This is a genomic window from Streptomyces sp. NPDC059816 (assembly GCF_042732055.1).
Classification (GTDB): domain Bacteria; phylum Actinomycetota; class Actinomycetes; order Streptomycetales; family Streptomycetaceae; genus Streptomyces.
Window position 1 is genome coordinate 329,614 of record NZ_JBHWIQ010000001.1, and the last position, 16,851, is coordinate 346,464.

At 70.8% G+C, this 16,851-nt stretch carries 13 protein-coding genes and 1 tRNA gene; 5 read left to right on the forward strand and 9 right to left on the reverse strand.

All coding sequences use genetic code 11. The annotated features are described in order from the left end of the window. Window positions 1-194 precede the first annotated feature (194 nt). From hrpA to ACFV88_RS01625, 3 genes are all read left to right on the forward strand, one after another. Window positions 195-4,202: an ATP-dependent RNA helicase HrpA gene (hrpA, locus tag ACFV88_RS01615; protein WP_385484812.1), complete on the forward strand. Its 4,008-nt coding sequence runs from the start codon at window positions 195-197 to the stop codon at window positions 4,200-4,202. Window positions 4,203-4,372: 170 nt separating this feature from the next. Beyond that, a tRNA-Asp gene (locus ACFV88_RS01620) sits at window positions 4,373-4,447 on the forward strand. Window positions 4,448-4,655: 208 nt separating this feature from the next. Then, the gene (locus ACFV88_RS01625; RefSeq protein WP_385485181.1) at window positions 4,656-4,820 is read left to right on the forward strand and encodes a DUF6274 family protein; all 165 of its coding nucleotides are present in this window, start codon (window positions 4,656-4,658) and stop codon (window positions 4,818-4,820) included. Between the two features lie 844 nt (window positions 4,821-5,664). On the opposite strand, the gene bldC is transcribed toward ACFV88_RS01625, so the two are convergent. Both bldC and ACFV88_RS01635 read right to left on the reverse strand, forming a co-directional pair. Next, window positions 5,665-5,871 carry a developmental transcriptional regulator BldC gene (gene bldC / locus ACFV88_RS01630; protein WP_003949541.1) on the reverse strand — a complete coding sequence of 69 codons (207 nt, stop codon included), beginning with the start codon at window positions 5,869-5,871 and terminating at the stop codon, window positions 5,665-5,667. A gap of 828 nt (window positions 5,872-6,699) precedes the next feature. Continuing rightward, the gene (locus ACFV88_RS01635) at window positions 6,700-7,605 is read right to left on the reverse strand and encodes a hypothetical protein (RefSeq protein ID WP_385484814.1); all 906 of its coding nucleotides are present in this window, start codon (window positions 7,603-7,605) and stop codon (window positions 6,700-6,702) included. A 144-nt stretch (window positions 7,606-7,749) separates the two neighbouring features. Here ACFV88_RS01635 and ACFV88_RS01640 point away from each other — a divergent pair, with 144 nt between their 5' ends. Next, window positions 7,750-8,838 (forward strand): Leu/Phe/Val dehydrogenase, encoded by a 1,089-nt coding sequence (locus ACFV88_RS01640; protein WP_385484816.1) that lies wholly within the window; start codon window positions 7,750-7,752, stop codon window positions 8,836-8,838. A gap of 378 nt (window positions 8,839-9,216) precedes the next feature. Continuing rightward, complete coding sequence (locus ACFV88_RS01645) at window positions 9,217-9,477, forward strand: DUF3073 domain-containing protein (RefSeq protein ID WP_385484818.1); 261 nt, start codon at window positions 9,217-9,219, stop codon at window positions 9,475-9,477. 351 nt (window positions 9,478-9,828) lie between these two features. Here the strand turns inward: ACFV88_RS01645 and purM are convergent, their stop codons facing one another. The 7 genes from purM to ACFV88_RS01680 all read right to left on the reverse strand — a co-directional run bounded on the left by purM (window position 9,829) and on the right by ACFV88_RS01680 (window position 16,803). Then, window positions 9,829-10,905 carry a phosphoribosylformylglycinamidine cyclo-ligase gene (purM, locus tag ACFV88_RS01650; protein ID WP_385484820.1) on the reverse strand — a complete coding sequence of 359 codons (1,077 nt, stop codon included), beginning with the start codon at window positions 10,903-10,905 and terminating at the stop codon, window positions 9,829-9,831. Window positions 10,906-10,957: 52 nt separating this feature from the next. After that, window positions 10,958-12,484 (reverse strand): amidophosphoribosyltransferase, encoded by a 1,527-nt coding sequence (gene purF / locus ACFV88_RS01655; protein WP_385484822.1) that lies wholly within the window; start codon window positions 12,482-12,484, stop codon window positions 10,958-10,960. A gap of 66 nt (window positions 12,485-12,550) precedes the next feature. Next, entirely contained in the window at window positions 12,551-13,486 is a 936-nt protein-coding gene (locus ACFV88_RS01660) for an META domain-containing protein (protein ID WP_385484824.1), read from the reverse strand. Window positions 13,487-13,560: 74 nt separating this feature from the next. Continuing rightward, a complete protein-coding gene (locus tag ACFV88_RS01665) occupies window positions 13,561-14,121 on the reverse strand; it encodes a DUF3515 family protein (RefSeq protein ID WP_385484826.1) in 561 nt (186 codons plus the stop codon). Between the two features lie 133 nt (window positions 14,122-14,254). Next, a complete protein-coding gene (locus ACFV88_RS01670; protein WP_385484828.1) occupies window positions 14,255-15,046 on the reverse strand; it encodes a sterol carrier family protein in 792 nt (263 codons plus the stop codon). A 165-nt stretch (window positions 15,047-15,211) separates the two neighbouring features. Beyond that, window positions 15,212-16,156 carry a M23 family metallopeptidase gene (locus ACFV88_RS01675; RefSeq protein ID WP_385485183.1) on the reverse strand — a complete coding sequence of 315 codons (945 nt, stop codon included), beginning with the start codon at window positions 16,154-16,156 and terminating at the stop codon, window positions 15,212-15,214. Window positions 16,157-16,188: 32 nt separating this feature from the next. After that, window positions 16,189-16,803, reverse strand: a complete 615-nt coding sequence (locus ACFV88_RS01680) for an ArsR/SmtB family transcription factor (RefSeq protein WP_385484830.1) — start codon at window positions 16,801-16,803, stop codon at window positions 16,189-16,191. Window positions 16,804-16,851: the final 48 nt, after the last annotated feature.

Genomic DNA, 16,851 nt, shown 5'->3' on the forward strand with positions numbered 1-16,851 from the left:
TCCGCTTACTTCAACCAACCCTCTGACCTGCACCTCCTTCAAGGTCGCGGACACGGCAATCACGCGCGGGAAGCCTTCACGACGCCTTGGAGACGCCTTCGAGAAGCCTTCGAGAAGCACGGAGGGAGCCTCCGGGAACCTCCGGAGAAAAGGGTTCGTCGGTGTTGCGGGCGAGGTGAGATCCTGGGGGGCGTATGTCTACGCAGCCCGCTCCCGCCCACGGCGCCCGAGACGACCTCGGCCGACGTCTCGCCGAGCTCCCCCTGAAGGACGCCCACCGCCTGGGCCGCCGACTCGACGGCGCCCGACGCATCCGCGCGCCCGAAGCCCGCCGGACGGTCCTCGCCGAGATCACCACGGAGGTCGAACGGGCCGAGTCGCGCATCGCGGCCCGCGCCGCCCGCGTCCCCGCGGTCACCTACCCGCCGGAACTGCCGGTCAGCCAGAAGAAGGACGAGATCCTCGCGGCGGTCCGCGACCACCAGGTGGTGATCGTCGCGGGCGAGACGGGCTCCGGCAAGACCACCCAGATCCCCAAGATCTGTCTGGAACTGGGCCGCGGCGTCAGGGGCATGATCGGCCACACCCAGCCCCGCCGCATCGCGGCCCGCACCGTCGCCGAACGCGTCGCGGAGGAACTGCGCACCCCGCTGGGCGAGGCCGTCGGCTGGAAGGTCCGCTTCACCGACCAGGTCGGCCAGGACACCTTCGTCAAGCTGATGACGGACGGCATCCTGCTCGCGGAGGTCCAGACCGACCGCGACCTGCGCGCCTACGACACGATCATCATCGACGAGGCCCACGAGCGGTCCCTCAACATCGACTTCCTGCTCGGCTACCTGGCCCAGCTGCTGCCCCGCCGCCCCGACCTCAAGGTGATCATCACCTCGGCCACCATCGACCCGCAACGCTTCTCCCGCCACTTCGGCGACGCCCCGATCGTGGAGGTCAGCGGCCGTACGTACCCCGTGGAGGTGCGCTACCGGCCGCTGTTGGAGGACGACGCCGAAGAAGCGGACGGGGGCGACCGCGACCAGATCACCGCCATCTGCGACGCCGTCACCGAACTCCAGGGCGAGGGCCCCGGCGACGTCCTGGTGTTCCTCTCCGGCGAACGGGAGATCCGGGACACCGCCGACGCCCTGAACAAGATGTTCGTCCGCTCCCCGGCCGTGCTCCGGCAGAACACCGAGGTGCTGCCGCTGTACGCCCGGCTGTCGCACGCCGAACAGCACCGGGTGTTCCAACCCCACGCCGGCCGCCGGGTCGTCCTCGCCACCAACGTCGCCGAGACCTCGCTGACCGTCCCCGGCATCAAGTACGTCATCGACCCGGGCACCGCGCGCATCTCCCGCTACAGCCACCGCACCAAGGTCCAGCGCCTGCCGATCGAGCCCGTCAGCCAGGCCAGCGCCAACCAGCGCAAGGGCCGCTGCGGACGCACCTCGGACGGCATCTGCATCCGGCTGTACTCGGAGGACGACTTCGAGTCCCGGCCCGAGTTCACCGACGCCGAGATCCTGCGCACCAACCTCGCCTCCGTCATCCTCCAGATGACCTCGGCCGGGCTGGGCGAGATCGAGAAGTTCCCGTTCATCGACCCGCCGGACCACCGCAACATCCGCGACGGCGTCCAACTCCTGACGGAACTCGGCGCCCTCGACCCCGCGGAGAAGGACCAGCGCAAACGCCTCACCCCGCTCGGCCGGAAACTGGCGCAGCTCCCCGTCGACCCGCGCCTGGCCCGCATGGTCATCGAGGCCGACCGCAACGGCTGCGTCCGCGAGGTCATGGTCATCGCCGCCGCCCTGTCCATCCAGGACCCCCGCGAACGCCCCGTCGACAAGCAGACCCAGGCCGACCAGCAGCACGCCCGGTTCAAGGACGAGACCAGCGACTTCCTCGCCCTGCTCAACCTGTGGCGGTACGTCCGCGAGCAGCAGAAGGAACGCGGCTCGTCCTCGTTCCGCCGCATGTGCAAGCAGGAGTACCTGAACTTCCTGCGCATCCGCGAGTGGCAGGACATCTACGCGCAACTGCGCTCGGTCACCAAGACCATGGGCGTCGTCGTCAACGACACCGACGCCTCCGAGCAGGCCGTCCACACCTCCCTGCTCGCCGGACTGCTCTCGCACATCGGGCTCAAGGACACCGAGAAGAACGAGTACCTGGGCGCCCGCGGCGCCAAGTTCGCGATCTTCCCCGGCTCCGCGCTGTTCAAGAAGCAGCCCAAGGTCGTCATGTCGGCCGAACTGGTGGAGACCTCCCGACTGTGGGCCCGGGTCAACGCCAAGATCGAACCCGACTGGATCGAACCCCTCGCCGAACACCTGCTCAAGCGCACCTACAGCGAACCGCACTGGGAGAAGGACCAGGCCGCGGTGATGGCGTACGAGCGGGTCACCCTCTACGGGGTGCCGGTCGTCGCCCACCGCAAGGTCAACTACGGCCGGATCGACCCGGAGACCTCCCGCGACCTGTTCATCCGCAACGCCCTGGTCGAGGGCGACTGGCGCACGCACCACAAGTTCTTCGCGGACAACCGCCGACTGCTCACCGAGGTCGAGGAGCTGGAGCACCGGGCCCGCCGCCGCGACATCCTCGTGGACGACGAGACGCTGTTCGACTTCTACGACCAGCGGGTGCCCCCGCACGTGGTGTCCGGGGCGCACTTCGACTCCTGGTGGAAGCGCAAGCGCCAGGAGGAGCCGGACCTGCTCGACTTCGAGCGGGAGATGCTGATCCGGGAGTCCGCCCAGGCCGTCACCAAGGCCGACTACCCGGACTCCTGGACCCAGGGGCGGCTGAAGTTCCGGGTGACGTACCAGTTCGAACCGGGCGCGGACGCCGACGGCGTCACCGTCCACATCCCGGTGCAGGTGCTCAACCAGGTCACCGACGAGGGCTTCGACTGGCAGATCCCCGGGCTGCGCGAGCAGGTCGTGACGGAGCTGATCCGCTCCCTGCCCAAGCCGGTGCGCCGGCACTACGTGCCCGCACCGGACTTCGCCGGACGGTTCCTGGCCCGGGCGACCCCGCTCCAGGAGCCCCTGGAGGTGACGCTCGCCCGGGAGCTGCACGCCCTGGTACGGGTGCCCGTCTCGCCGGACGACTTCGACTGGTCGAAGGTCCCCGACCACCTGCGCATCACGTTCCGGATCGTCGACGAGCGCCGCCGCAAGGTCGCCCCGGACGCCGAGGACAAGGACCTGGAGGCGCTGCGGCAGCGGCTGCGACCCAAGGCCCGCCAAGCACTGTCCAAGGCCGCCGCAGCCAGCGCCGAGCGCTCCGGCCAGGGCGCCGTCGAACGCTCCGGGCTCACCGACTGGACGATCGGCTCGCTGTCGCGGGTCTTCGAGGCCAAACGCGCCGGCCAGCCCGTCAAGGCGTACCCGGCCCTCGTCGATGACGCCGTCGACGCCGCTGCCGGGAGCGGCGTCGACACGGTGTCCGTTCGGCTCTTCGACTCCGAGGCGGAACAGACCGAGGCGATGCGGCGGGGCATCCGGCGGCTCATCGTGCGGAACATCCCGGTGAACCCGGCCAAGTTCGCCCTCGACAAGCTCGGCAACGCCCAGAAGCTCGCGCTGTCCGCCAATCCGCACGGTTCGGTGCAGGCCCTCTTCGAGGACTGCGCCACGGCCGCCGCGGACCGGCTGATCGCCGACTTCGGCGGGCCCGCCTGGGACGAGGAGTCGTACCGGAAGCTGTACGAACGGGTGCGGGCCGACATCGTCGACCTGACGGTGCGCACGGTGGACCAGGTGCGCCAGGTCCTCGCCGCCTGGCAGGCCGCCGAGCGACGGCTGCGGGCCACCACCAGCCCCGCGCTGCTCGCCAACACCACGGACGTGCGGGAGCAGCTGGCCGCGCTGGTGAAGCCCGGCTTCGTCACCGAGACGGGGATCGGCCGGCTGCCGGACCTGATGCGCTACCTGGTGGCCGTCGACCGGCGGCTCCAGCAGATGCCGGCAGGCGTCCAGCGGGACACCACCCGCATGGAGAAGGTGCACGACATGCGCGACGAGTACGCGTGGCTGCTGGAGCAGTTGCCCCGGGGACGTCCGGTGCCGCAGCCGGTGCGGGACATCCGGTGGATGATCGAGGAGCTGCGGGTCAGCTACTTCGCGCACTCGCTGGGGACCGCCCACCCGGTTTCGGACAAACGGATCGTGAAGGCGATCGACGCGGCGGTGCCCTGAGCGGATGCGGAGGCCGGTGCGGGGGGTGCGACGGATGCGGGACGAGTGCGGTGACGCACGCCGAACGGCCGGTAACGACCCCCGCACCCTGAGTGAGTTCGACCGCACGGCCGGCCCTGCTGTACAGTCCTGTTTCGCAGCGCAACGCAGTACGGAGCGCCGCGAAACCTGGTCCTGTGGAGCAGCTTGGAGTGCTCGCCACCCTGTCAAGGTGGAGGCCGCGGGTTCAAATCCCGTCAGGACCGCGCAACGGCCCACATCCCCTGCGGATGTGGGCCATTCTGCTGTTCTGCCCGCCCCGTCCGTCCCGCACGGCCGCGCCCGGAGCACGGCTGGGCCGCGCCGGGTTGACGACGGGCTCCCGGATGGGTACCTCCTCATCGCAGGACTCCCCGGTGGAGCACTGGAGGTGGGCGCACGGCACCTGTTGCTCGACACGAAACGCGGGCGCTGCTGCGCCCCCATCCGTCGGCGGCCTCCCGCCACCGCCACCGGGTCCGCCACCGGGTCCGACACTGTCCGGTGTGCGCCGCGCTCCAGAAGCTGGCCATGGAGCCCCCTACACACCTCACGGAGTCGAGGGAAGACCCCGAGCGGGAGATTCCCCCGAACGAATGACGCGTACGAGATCAACGGCCGCCACGGGGGCACCAGGCAGAAGCATGGACGGGGACGGCGGGCGGAGCGACCTCACGGGGCCGGTGCACTACCGCAGTTGCCCGTCGGGCAACAACCGACCGCGCATGTGACGGGTGTCACCGTAAGAGTTTCGGGAACCCCTGGGCTTACCCCTGTCCTACAAACGGTCAATTTAATATGTGCAATTGCACCGGCATCCGGGACAGTTCACGGAACATCCGGCACCACCCACGCAAGCCCCGCAGAGTCCGACAAGCGGACCGCCGCACCGGGCCCGCACCCTCCGTTCGAGGACCGCTCGAGAACCGCTCGAAAACTGTTCCAGGGCCTCTCGAAGGCCGTTCGAACCCCCCGCGGCCGGCAGGGCGGCGCGACAGGGCCCTGAGGGCCCGTCAGGGACCGTTACGGAGCGCGTGAGTCGGGAAGAGGCCCCGACCCTCCCCCCAGCCCCCACGGGGGCCGTGAGGGCGCCTGGGCGGCTCCGGAACGTCGACCGGCGCCACCCGAGGCGGTCGGGGGCGCCACCAGGGCGCCCACCAGGGGGTGTTGGGGGCCGGGGAAGAGCAGCCGAGCGGGCCGGCGGGCGCGGGGCGTTCCGCGGCACCACGGAATCCGCACAACGGGAGTCGCGGAATCCGCACAAAGAAAAATCGCGCTGGACCCGGCGGAGTCCAGCGCGATCGACGTCACGGCCTCGACGTACTGCTCACTCGTCCCGGCACGGTCCTGTTGGGGCAGGACCGACGTCATGTGTGGCTGTGCTGTGCTGCGGGCGTGCGCACCGAGTGGGGGACCCGGTGAACCTGCCCGGTCGTGCGGTTGTTCAGGCTTCGCTGCGCTGCTGGGGAATGCCCGCCAGTAGCGCGCGTACCTCGGCTTCGCGGTAGCGGCGGTGTCCGCCGAGCGTGCGGATCGACGTGAGCTTGCCAGCCTTGGCCCAGCGCGTGACCGTCTTCGGGTCGACGCGGAACATCGTGGCGACCTCAGCCGGGGTCAGCAGCGGCTCGGCATCAGGGGTGCGAGCTGTCATGAGCGGCCTCCTCGGGAGAACCGAACCTTCTCGGTTCTTTCCTCTAAATTCTGCACCTTGACACGCGTTGCCCGAAATGGCGGACGCGGGTCGAGTCGGTTATAGGACGAACGGCTTGTCCTCGGCACTACAACTACACCATCTGTCCAGCCGCGTCGGCCAAACCGATGGAATTGCCCTCCCAGGTGTTCATCACCGACGGATGCCGATGGACCGCCCCATAGCGGACAGTCACACCCCCGTGACAATCTGTCACAGAGTGAGCAGAGGTCAACAGACCCCCCATAGCGTGCAATGCGGAGCATTCTGCCCAGACTCGGATGGATGGAGCCCTCCCCGGACTCCTTGTCCTATTTTGGCACGAGGACGGGTGATGGGCGCAAGGCCCGGGATAGTGCGGTCCGTCACGCTTGACGCAAAAGACCGGATCAGGACCTACGTCCCGACCCGTCTTTACCTCCGGCCCCGCGCGCTCCCCCGACCGCCGGACCCCGACCACCGCGAGCGACCGCCGACCGCCGCGAACGACCAGCGTCCCGAGCGACCCGCACCGCCGGCCCGCACCGCCGACGACGCACACAGCCGACCCACGCGCCGAGCGCCGGGCCCCACGCGCACCGGAACCCACACGTCCCGGCAACGGAATCCGCAGCTCCGCACCCCGCGCCAACCCGCGCACCGGGCCGGCGCCGCCCCCACCATGCCAGGAAACAGCTTGTCAGGACACCGCGGCCGGTTCCCGCACCCCCCGCGCGAACACGACCGAATCAGTGGCCTCGGCACGGACCGACCGACCCGTACGGATTCCCCCGAGCAACGCCGCCCCGCTCAACTCGCCGACTGCCGGTCCCGCACCACCCGCCACCGCGCGGCCAGCCGCCCGTACGCCTCCCCGGCCGCGTCCCCGTCCCCCCGGCGCAGCGCCTCGATGCCCTCCGCCACGTCCGCCGCCGAACGATCGGCCGCCAGGTGCGCGGCCGGCAGCGCGTGCACCAGCCCCCCGTAGTCCAGTTCGACCAACGACCGCGGATGGAACTCCTCCAGCCACGACCCCACGTCCACCAGCGCATCGATCTGCGGCCCCTCGCCCAACGCAGCCCGCAACGCCTTCAAGCCACGCGCCACCCGCCGCCGCGCCTGGACCATCTGCGTCCGGTACCGCAACACCGGCACATCCCCCGCCGGCTCCGCCGACTCCGACAGCTCTGCCAGCTCCGGGGAATCCGGGGAGTCCGCCGGCTCCGCCCCCTGGTGCTCCCGCTCCTCGTCGGCCACCAGCACGAACCAGGCCAACGGCACCTGCCAGGTCGCGGTACGGATCCACGGACGGGCGTCGGGATTGCGGGCCCGCCACCGCTCGTAGTCGTCGGCGCTCTCCTTGCGGACGACGGGCGGCAGCACCGCGTCGAGCACCGCCGGCGGCAACCGCCCACCGGACGCCAACGCGTCGAGCGCCTGCCAGCCCCGCAACCGGGTCCGCCACGGACACACGCACAGCACCCCGTCGACCTCGGCCACGAACGCGTCGTCACTCTCGTGGACCGGCACCGCGACCGGTGGGGTGGGCAACAGGTCCGCCAGGGAACGCCGAAGTTCGTCCTGGCAGGACGGCCGGTCGACCCGCCGGGCATAGCGCGCCCAATGGCTGCGCTCCGGTTCCGGGAAGGCCGCGAGCGGTTCGTACACCCGCAGATAGGACGCGTACGGCACGATCACCGAGGACACCTTGGGCACCCCTGCTCCCTCCCCCGCGGGCCGACGCGGAAACCTACCGCGAACCGGCCACCGTGACACCGAGGCCCTACGCTCGTCCCACCCGGCCCACCACCCGAACGGGTCCGGGCCACCACCGCCGCTACGCACCCGGGAGTCACCACCGTGACCGAAGTATCCGACGGCGTCCTGCGCACCCTGTTCCACTCGGACCAGGGGGGCCACGAACAAGTAGTGCTCTGCCAGGACCGGGCCAGCGGCCTCAAGGCCGTGATCGCCCTCCACTCCACCGCCCTGGGCCCCGCCCTCGGCGGCACCCGCTTCTACCCGTACGCCGACGAGGCCGAGGCCGTCACCGACGCGCTCAACCTCGCCCGCGGAATGTCGTACAAGAACGCCATGGCCGGACTCGACCACGGCGGCGGCAAGGCCGTCATCATCGGCGACCCCGAGCAGATCAAGACCGAGGCGCTGCTGCTCGCGTACGGCCGGTTCGTCGCCTCCCTCGGCGGCCGCTACGTGACCGCCTGCGACGTCGGCACCTACGTCGCCGACATGGACGTGGTGGCCCGCGCCTGCCGCTGGACCACCGGCCGCTCCCCCGAGAACGGCGGCGCGGGCGACTCCTCGGTGCTCACCGCGTACGGCGTCTTCCAGGGGATGCGGGCCAGCGCCCAACACCGCTGGGGCGCCCCCTCGCTGCGCGGCCGGACGGTCGGCGTCGCCGGAGTGGGCAAGGTCGGCCACCACCTGGTCCAGCACCTGCTCGACGACGGTGCCGAGGTCGTGGTCACCGACGTCCGCGAGGAGTCCGTGCGCCGGATCACCCGGCTGCACCCCGGGGTCCGGGTCGTCGCCGACACCGACGCCCTGATCCGGGTCGACGGACTCGACGTGTACGCGCCCTGCGCACTCGGCGGAGCACTGGACGACGACACCGTGCCCGTCCTCACCGCCGGCGTAGTGTGCGGCGCCGCCAACAACCAGCTCGCCCACCCCGGCGTCGAGAAGGACCTCGCGGACCGCGGCGTCCTCTACGCCCCCGACTACGTGGTCAACGCGGGCGGCGTGATCCAGGTCGCCGACGAACTCCACGGATTCGACTTCGAGCGGGCCCGGGCCAAGGCGTCGAAGATCTTCGACACCACGCTCGACATATTCGCACGTGCGAACAGCGACGGCATCCCGCCGGCCGCCGCGGCCGACCGGATCGCCGAACAGAGAATGGCCGAAGCGCGCTGCACGGACGGCTGATCCGCCCCACCCGCGACGGAGCGCGCCCGACGCTCCCGGGCCCCGGCACCACCCGGCCGGAACCCGGGCGTGTCGGGGCCCGGCACGGCTCCGGAGCACGGCGTGGGAGGGGCCGCGCGGCGGCTGAGACATGAGACTCACAGCCCGTCGGCGGGTCGCCTGCCAAGAAGAGGTTAAAATCGCGGTTGACCAGCGAGGACGGGGCGCCTCGCGGGTCCAGCGCACACGCGCGTCCTGCGGGCGACGTACCGGATGGCCGCAGGAGCAGGTACCGTGGAAGCCCTACGGACCGGTCTCTCCACGGAGAGTCCGTTCCAGATCATGAACGCGTGTCAAGACTCTGGGGCCGTCGAGCCCCGTCACCGAGGGGGTCGAGCCATGGGGCGCGGCCGGGCCAAGGCCAAGCAGACAAAGGTCGCCCGCCAGCTGAAGTACAACAGCGGCGGAACGGACCTGTCACGTCTGGCCAACGAGCTGGGCGCATCGACTTCGAGCCAGCCGCCGAACGGCGAGCCGATCGAGGACGACGAGGACAACGACCCGTACGCACGGTACGCGGATCTCTACAACGTCGATGACGACGAGGACGAGGGCGACGAGCCCGGTTCCCCGTCGCAGTCGCACCGTCGCGGCGCTTGACGCCACGGCCGCGCACGTTCTCCTCAGCAGCCTGTAGTCCACAGCAGTCGGCACCGCCGTCGACCGGCACGCCCGCGCGAGCGGTCACTCCGGTCGGGGCACCGCCGACCCGTCGCACCAACCCCGGTCCGGGCCAGCAACACCGGACCGGGTTTCGTGCTGCTCCCGCACACTGAGCCGCACCCGGGCTGACACTGCCGGTGCTGCCGATACTGCCGATACTTCTGGTGCTTCCGGTGTTGCCGATGCTTCCGGTGTTGCCCGTGCTTCCGGTGACCGCTGCGGAAGCCGCCGCGGTCACCGTCGCCAAGAAGATCATCGGATCGTGAGGGTCCGTGGGTCCGGGAGGACCTACTTCGCGTAGTCCCCGACCAGCGCCGCGCCCGTGGAGTGCGCACCGCGCTCGGTGATCTCGCCGGCCTCCCAGGCGTCCACGCCCCGGTCCGCCAGCAGCGTCAGCGCGACCTCCACCGACTCGGCGGGCACCACCGCCATCATGCCGACCCCCATGTTCAGGGTCTTCTCCAGCTCCAGACGCTCCACCTGCCCGGCGGAACCCACCAGGTCGAACACCGCGCCCGGCGCCCAGGTGGAACGGTCCACGACGGCGTGCAGCCCGTCCGGGACGACCCGCGCCAGGTTCGCCGCGAGCCCGCCCCCGGTGATGTGGCTGAAGGCGTGCACCTCCGCGGTGCGGGCCAGCGCCAGACAGTCCAGCGAGTAGATCCGGGTCGGCACCAGCAGCTCCTCGCCGACGGTCCGCCCCAGCTCCTCCACGTGGCTCTCCAACGCGAACCCGGCCCGGTCGAACAGGACGTGCCGGACCAGCGAGTACCCGTTGGAGTGAAGGCCCGAGGAGGCCATCGCGATCACCGCGTCACCCGTGCGAATGCGATCGGGACCGAGCAGCTGATCGGCCTCCACCACGCCCGTACCGGCACCGGCCACGTCGAAGTCGTCCGGGCCGAGGAGCCCGGGGTGCTCGGCCGTCTCGCCGCCGATCAGGGCGCACCCCGCGAGGACACAGCCCTCGGCGATGCCCTTCACGATCGCGGCGACCCGGTCCGGGTGGACCTTGCCGACACAGATGTAGTCGGTCATGAACAGCGGCTCCGCGCCGCACACCGCGATGTCGTCCATGACCATCGCGACCAGGTCGTGGCCGATCGTGTCGTAGACGCCCAACCGACGGGCGATGTCGACCTTGGTGCCGACGCCGTCGGTCGCCGACGCCAGCAGGGGACGCTCGTAGCGCTTGAGGGCGGAGGCGTCGAAGAGCCCGGCGAAGCCGCCGAGACCGCCGACGACCTCGGGGCGCTTCGTCTTGCGCACCCACTCCTTCATCAGCTCCACCGCGCGGTCGCCCGCCTCGATGTCGACACCCGCGCTCGCGTAACTCGCGCCGGAACCGGAAACGGGGGTGCTCACAGGGGATTCACCAGACATGCGTGCGGAACCTTCGTGTGGGTTCTTCGGGGGATCACGGGCGACGGAGCGCGTCGACCGCGGCGGTGGCCGCGGGACCCGCCGCCAGCTCGGTCTCCAGCAGCTGCTTGCCGAGCAGCTCGGGGTCGGGCAGCTCCATCGGGTACTCACCGTCGAAGCAGGCCCGGCACAGATTGGGCTTGTCGATGGTGGTGGCCTCGATCATGCCTTCGAGGGAGATGTACGACAGGGAGTCGGCGCTCAACGACTTGCCGATCTCCTCGACGGTCATGCCGTTGGCGATGAGTTCGGCACGGGTCGCGAAGTCGATGCCGAAGAAGCAGGGCCACTTCACGGGCGGCGAGGAGATCCTGATGTGCACCTCGGCGGCGCCCGCCTCGCGCAACATCTTGACCAGGGCGCGCTGGGTGTTGCCCCGCACGATCGAGTCGTCCACGACGACCAGCCGCTTGCCCCTGATGACTTCCTTCAACGGGTTCAGCTTCAGCCGGATGCCCAGCTGGCGGATGGTCTGCGAGGGCTGGATGAAGGTCCGGCCCACGTACGCGTTCTTCACCAGACCGGCGCCGAACGGGATGCCGGACTCCTCCGCGTACCCGATCGCAGCCGGGGTCCCGGACTCCGGAGTCGCTATCACCAGGTCCGCTTCGGCGGGCGCTTCCCGCGCGAGGCGACGGCCCATCTCCACCCGGGAGAGGTAGACGTTGCGCCCGGCGATGTCCGTGTCAGGACGGGCCAGGTACACGTACTCGAAGACGCACCCCTTGGGCTTCGCTTTCGCGAATCGCGAGGTGCGGAGGCCGTTCTCGTCGATGGCGACGAACTCACCGGGCTCTATCTCCCGGACGTACGTCGCACCGCAGATGTCGAGCGCGGCGGACTCGGAGGCGACGACCCAGCCGCGCTCCAGCCGACCCAGCACCAGGGGCCGGATGCCCTGCGGATCACGCGCGGCGTACAGGGTGTTCTCGTCCATGAAGACGAGCGAGAAGGCGCCCTTCACCTCGGGCAGCACCTTCGCGGCGGAACCCTCGATCGTCAGCGGCTTCCCGTCGTCGTCGGTCTGCCCCGCGAGCAGGGCCGTGACGAGGTCGGTGTCGTTGGTGGCGGCGACCTGAGTGGCGCGGCCCTCCCGCTTGGGCATCTCGGCGACCATCTCGGCGAGCTGGGCGGTGTTCACCAGATTGCCGTTGTGGGCGAGTGCCAGGGAGCCGTGCGGGGTGGCGCGGAAAGTCGGCTGGGCGTTCTCCCAGACCGATGCGCCGGTGGTCGAGTAGCGTGCGTGTCCCACAGCGATGTGGCCCTGGAGGGCGCTGAGGGAGGTCTCGTCGAAGACCTGGGAGACCAAGCCCATGTCCTTGAAGACGAGGATCTGGGAGCCGTTACTGACCGCGATTCCTGCGGATTCCTGGCCCCGATGCTGGAGGGCGTAGAGCCCGAAGTACGTGAGCTTTGCGACCTCTTCGCCCGGAGCCCAGACACCGAAGACGCCACAAGCGTCCTGGGGGCCTTTCTCACCGGGGAGCAGATCGTGATTGAGTCGACCGTCACCACGTGGCACGGCACCGAGTGTAGGCGAGATCGACCACTGGTCCGAATTGGGGACGCCATCCGTAAGACGAATCACTTACCGGCCGGTTCGGCCGGTAGCCCCGTCCGTGGGCGGGACGGCGGGTGCCGCAGTGGCCACTGCACCCCTCCCATCAGGGGCGATGAGCCTGAGGGAGTTCCCGTTCACCTCGTAATCGACCTTCGCACCGCCGAACAGCCGGGAGAGCGCGCGCTCCGTCCGCATCGCCCGGTCGTCGCACACCATGCGGGTCATCGCCGGATCGGAGAGGGTGAGCGTCCCGTCGTCCCCGATCTTCGCCTCGGCCGAGAAGCGGTTGCACCCGAGGGTGCCGCTGACCTCGCCGCCCTTCCCGAACGTCAGATGCGCCGCGGACGCCGCGCCCCCGGGGACCGAGATGCTGCTCCCGCCCTCGACCAGCGTGTTCACCACCCACTTCGTCCCGGTCAGCGGAACGTCCCGCGGGGTCTTCCCCGCAGCCAGGTCCACGTGGTCGCCCTTCGCGGTCGTCAGGGTGAGCGCATCGCCCTTGCGCGCGAACTCCAGCGCACCGGCGCGGAGCGTGGCGGCGAGACGGTCCTCAAAGTCGGACACCGCCGGGTCGCACCCCCTGGTGGTGGACTCCTGCTCACGGAAGGTGACGTTCCGCCCGGTGACGGTGACGTCGGCGTCGAAGGTGTTGCAGCCGTAGCTGCCGCTGGCGCGGGACTTCCCCTCGAACGCCAGGTGCGCGCCGGTCGGCGGCCGGTACTCACGGCCGCCTGCGGTCAGGCTCCTGACGGTCCAGCGGGTGCCGGAGAGCGGGCCCGTCCCGTGGGTGGCGTCCGCGCGGTCGGCGCCCTTCGCACGGCCCGCGCTCCCGGCACCGCCGTCACCGTCACCGCCGCGGTCGCCGTCGCCGTCGCCGGAGTTCACCTGGTTGCCGCAGGCCGTGCCGGCGACCGCCAGGAGACAAGCCAGTGCGGTCGCGGTCAGGGGGGTGCGCCGTCGCATGTCCATGCCGATGTGACGGGACGGGCCCCGTCGTGGTTCCCGTCACGGTTCCCAAAACGCCCGACGGGGTCGGGTCAGACGTCGTCCAACCCGATACACCTGCGTTCGCGGGGCAAGTCCCGCACCGCGTCGGCCAGATCGGTCAGGGCCGCGCCGGCTTCCTCCTTCGCCCCCTCGTGAACGAACTCCACCGCGGGGGAACGCCCGTAGGTGGTCAACACGCTGACCCCGTCCCGCTCCAGCCGCTGCTCGTCCAGGACCCAGTCGACGCCGTTGACCGATACGCACAGGTCCGGGGTCGGCGGCAGTTCGTCCACCCCGCAGCGCAGGACGGAACCGCCCCGGCCCCATGCGACGGTGCCCTCGTTGAACGTCCACTTCCGGGGTTGCCCCGCGAGGGAGTCGGGGGCCCGGTCGACGACCCCGCCGCACCGTTCGTCCGAGGCGTGCGGTGCCGAGGACACCCAACGGATTTGGTACGCGCCGAATCCGGCGATCAGGACGACCACGGAGGCGCAGATTCCCCAGACCCTGCGGCGCGAAGCCCTGCGGTCGATCGGCTTGTTCGGCTCGTCCTGCTCATCCGGCTTGTCCGCCTCATCCGCCTTGTTCGGCTCGTCCGGCTTGTCCTGCATGGGTCGCCCTCCTGGCGTCCAGGTGCGGGGTCCCGGCCCGGGGTGCGGTTCCGGGGTCCGGGTGCGGGATGCGGGTCCGGGGTGCGCGGATGCGGGCGCGGGTGCGGGTGCGGTGGGGCGCGCCCTCAACGCCTCAGCCCAGCAGGGGCAGCAACTCCGTGAGGTCCGCCCGCTCCCCGCTGGCGGAAACCGTGGCCGCACCGAGTTCCGCCGCCCAGTCGGTGCGTCCCGTGGCCAACCGGATCCAGGTCAGCGGATCGGTCTCCACGACGTTCGGTGGGGTGCCCCGGGTGTGCCGCGGCCCCTCGACGCACTGGACCACCGCGTACGGCGGGACGCGTACCTCCACCGCCCCGCCCGGTGCCTTCAGCGCGAGCACGTCGGCGAGGAAACGGGTGGTGATCGCGAGGGCCTTGCCGTCGATCGGAACGGCCGGCCCGATCGCGTCGTTGAGGTCGTCGGTGTGGACGACCAGCTCGACCACCCGGGTCACCAGGAAGTCGGACAGCCGCATCGCACCGAACCGCGTCGGGACGATCCGCTCGTCGGGAACCCCGGCCAACGCCTCCTCGACCCGGTCGGCCGCGCGGGCGAACAGTTCCTCGGCATCCGCTTCGGCAGCGGTGCTGCGGGCCAAGGTGTCAACGGCTCCGGCCACCGTGGACGTGGCCGCGGGGTACGCGTCGAGCGTGAGTTCCTGCCGCGCGGGCTCGGGCAGCTCCAGGTTCCGTGCGACGGACCCCAGGACGAGCGAGAGGTGCGCTGCGAGGTCCCGTACCGTCCAGTCCCCGAGCCGGGTCGGTTCGGCGAACTGCTCCGGGGTGAGCTCCGCGACCGCCGCACGGACGTGACGGTACTGCGTGAGCACGGCGACGCGAGTCCGGGCCGGGTCGAAGGAACGAACGCGTTTGCTGGCTGGCGGCATGCAGCGAGCCTATCCACCGGGGCTGTTGCGCTGAATGGGGGACCGGGGGGCCAGGTGGGGGGCAGGCGAGGCTTGGGGGCCCTCCCCCTCCCCCTCCCCCACCCCCACCCCTCCCTCGTTCCCCCAACCCCGCCCCGCCCCGCCCCGCTGCGCGCCGGCTCACTCCTACCCTGCCGCGGCCTTCGTCTCCACAGCGGTCTCCGCCTCTGCCGCAGCGTCCACCGTGAACGTCTCGCCGTTCGCCGGGAGCCCCACGCCCCGCCAGCGGAACGGCACGCCCCTGGCCGCGTCCAGCTCGGGCGAGTCCATCAGCTGGAAGTGGACGTGCGGTTCCGTCGAGTTGCCGGAGTTGCCGCAGGTGGCGAGGACCTGGCCCACCCGGACGCGATCGCCCGGACGCACCTTCAGCGAACCTCGGCGCAGATGGCAGTACATCGCGTAGGTGTCGTCGCCGAGATCGAGGATGACGTAATTGCCGGTGACCCGGGTGGGGCCCGCCATGGCGCGGGCCATGCCCTCGACCAGCATCAGGTACGCCAGCATCGGGAGCGAGGTACGACTCAGGTGGTCCCGTTGGGTGTCGGATGCGCGGACCACCGTGCCGTCGGCCACCGCCAGGAGCGGGGCGCCGAAGGCCGGGAAGGCATCCGGGCGACGGGTCAGCGGCCAGAGCCAGTTGAAGGCGGGGCGCAGCCCCTCGGTGGGGTCTCCGGTCGGGTCGCCAGTGCGGTCGCCGGGTATGCGGTCCGGCTCCGGCTCGGCGACCACGTCTATGGCGTACGTCTGCCCGTAGCCATGGGTGCCGTGGCTGGGGACCTTGTCCGCAGGGCTGTTCAATGCGGTCCAGCGGCCGGTGACCGGTGGCGCCACCTCGACCGGCTCCCTGGCCGGTTGTCCGTTCCTCGCGGGGCGGACCAGCCGGGTGACCAGGAGCAGGACCAGCATGGTCACGCCCAGCAGTGGCCAGAGCAGCGGGAACGGGGGCCGGTCCAGCGGGTCGAAGACGAAGCTCCCGATGATCAGGGCGCCCAGGGTCAGCCCTGTCAGGCGGTAGCTGATGGACAGGTAGGTGACGGCCCTACGGCGGGTCGGGTGGGGTCGGTTCGGCATCTTCTTTTCCCGGGAGGTGGGCTGTCGGGTGGTCATGGGGACTTCGCCAGGCTCAGGGCGACCAGCAGGGGGACCACGCGGGTGGACGGCACCTCGTACCGCCCGCGTCCCTGGCTGTGGAGCCAGCCGGCCGCGGTGAGTTGGCGCAGGTGGTGATAGGTCTGGCCGGTGGTGCCGAGGCCGTCCAGGCTCGTCAGCTCGGCGGCGGTGCGGCTTCCGGTCAGGACCTCCCGCAGCAGCCTCAGCCGCACCGGGTGGCCGAGGGCGGCGAACGCTTCGGCCCGCTCCGACCAGTCGGCTTCGATGAGCCGGCCGGTGAGCTCGCCGTACTGCCACTCGTACCGCTCGCCGCCGGGGAGGGCGACCGCGCCGGTGAACAGGACGCCGCCGTCCTCCGCGATCGGGCCGGCCTCGGCGAGTTGCTCCTTGAAGCCCTCCAGTGCCCAGAAGTCAGCGCGGGGGGTGCCTTCGCTCGTGGGCTGCTCCCGGGACGACCCCAACTGCACTGGCGGCACCGACTGCACCGACTCCTCGGGCGCCCCCGGCTCGTCGGGGGCGCGGAAGGCGCTCGGCTCGCCGGGTTCGTCCGCGTGCTCCAGGGCGGCCAGTCGGCGTTCCAGGGCGGTGACCCGCTGCTCCAGTTCCATGGGTCTATATTACGTAGTTACGTAATGGCGAACAATGCTTCGTACGGG

Excerpts from the sequence above, each read along its gene's own strand:
- hrpA (WP_385484812.1), top strand. The coding sequence starts at position 195 with ATGTCTACGCAGCCCGCTCCCGCCCACGGCGCCCGAGACGACCTCGGC.
- bldC (WP_003949541.1), bottom strand. The coding sequence starts at position 5,871 with ATGACAGCTCGCACCCCTGATGCCGAGCCGCTGCTGACCCCGGCTGAG.
- ACFV88_RS01645 (WP_385484818.1), top strand. The coding sequence starts at position 9,217 with ATGGGGCGCGGCCGGGCCAAGGCCAAGCAGACAAAGGTCGCCCGCCAG.
- ACFV88_RS01660 (WP_385484824.1), bottom strand. The coding sequence starts at position 13,486 with ATGCGACGGCGCACCCCCCTGACCGCGACCGCACTGGCTTGTCTCCTG.
- ACFV88_RS01665 (WP_385484826.1), bottom strand. The coding sequence starts at position 14,121 with ATGCAGGACAAGCCGGACGAGCCGAACAAGGCGGATGAGGCGGACAAG.
- ACFV88_RS01670 (WP_385484828.1), bottom strand. The coding sequence starts at position 15,046 with ATGCCGCCAGCCAGCAAACGCGTTCGTTCCTTCGACCCGGCCCGGACT.
- ACFV88_RS01675 (WP_385485183.1), bottom strand. The coding sequence starts at position 16,156 with ATGCCGAACCGACCCCACCCGACCCGCCGTAGGGCCGTCACCTACCTG.
- ACFV88_RS01680 (WP_385484830.1), bottom strand. The coding sequence starts at position 16,803 with ATGGAACTGGAGCAGCGGGTCACCGCCCTGGAACGCCGACTGGCCGCC.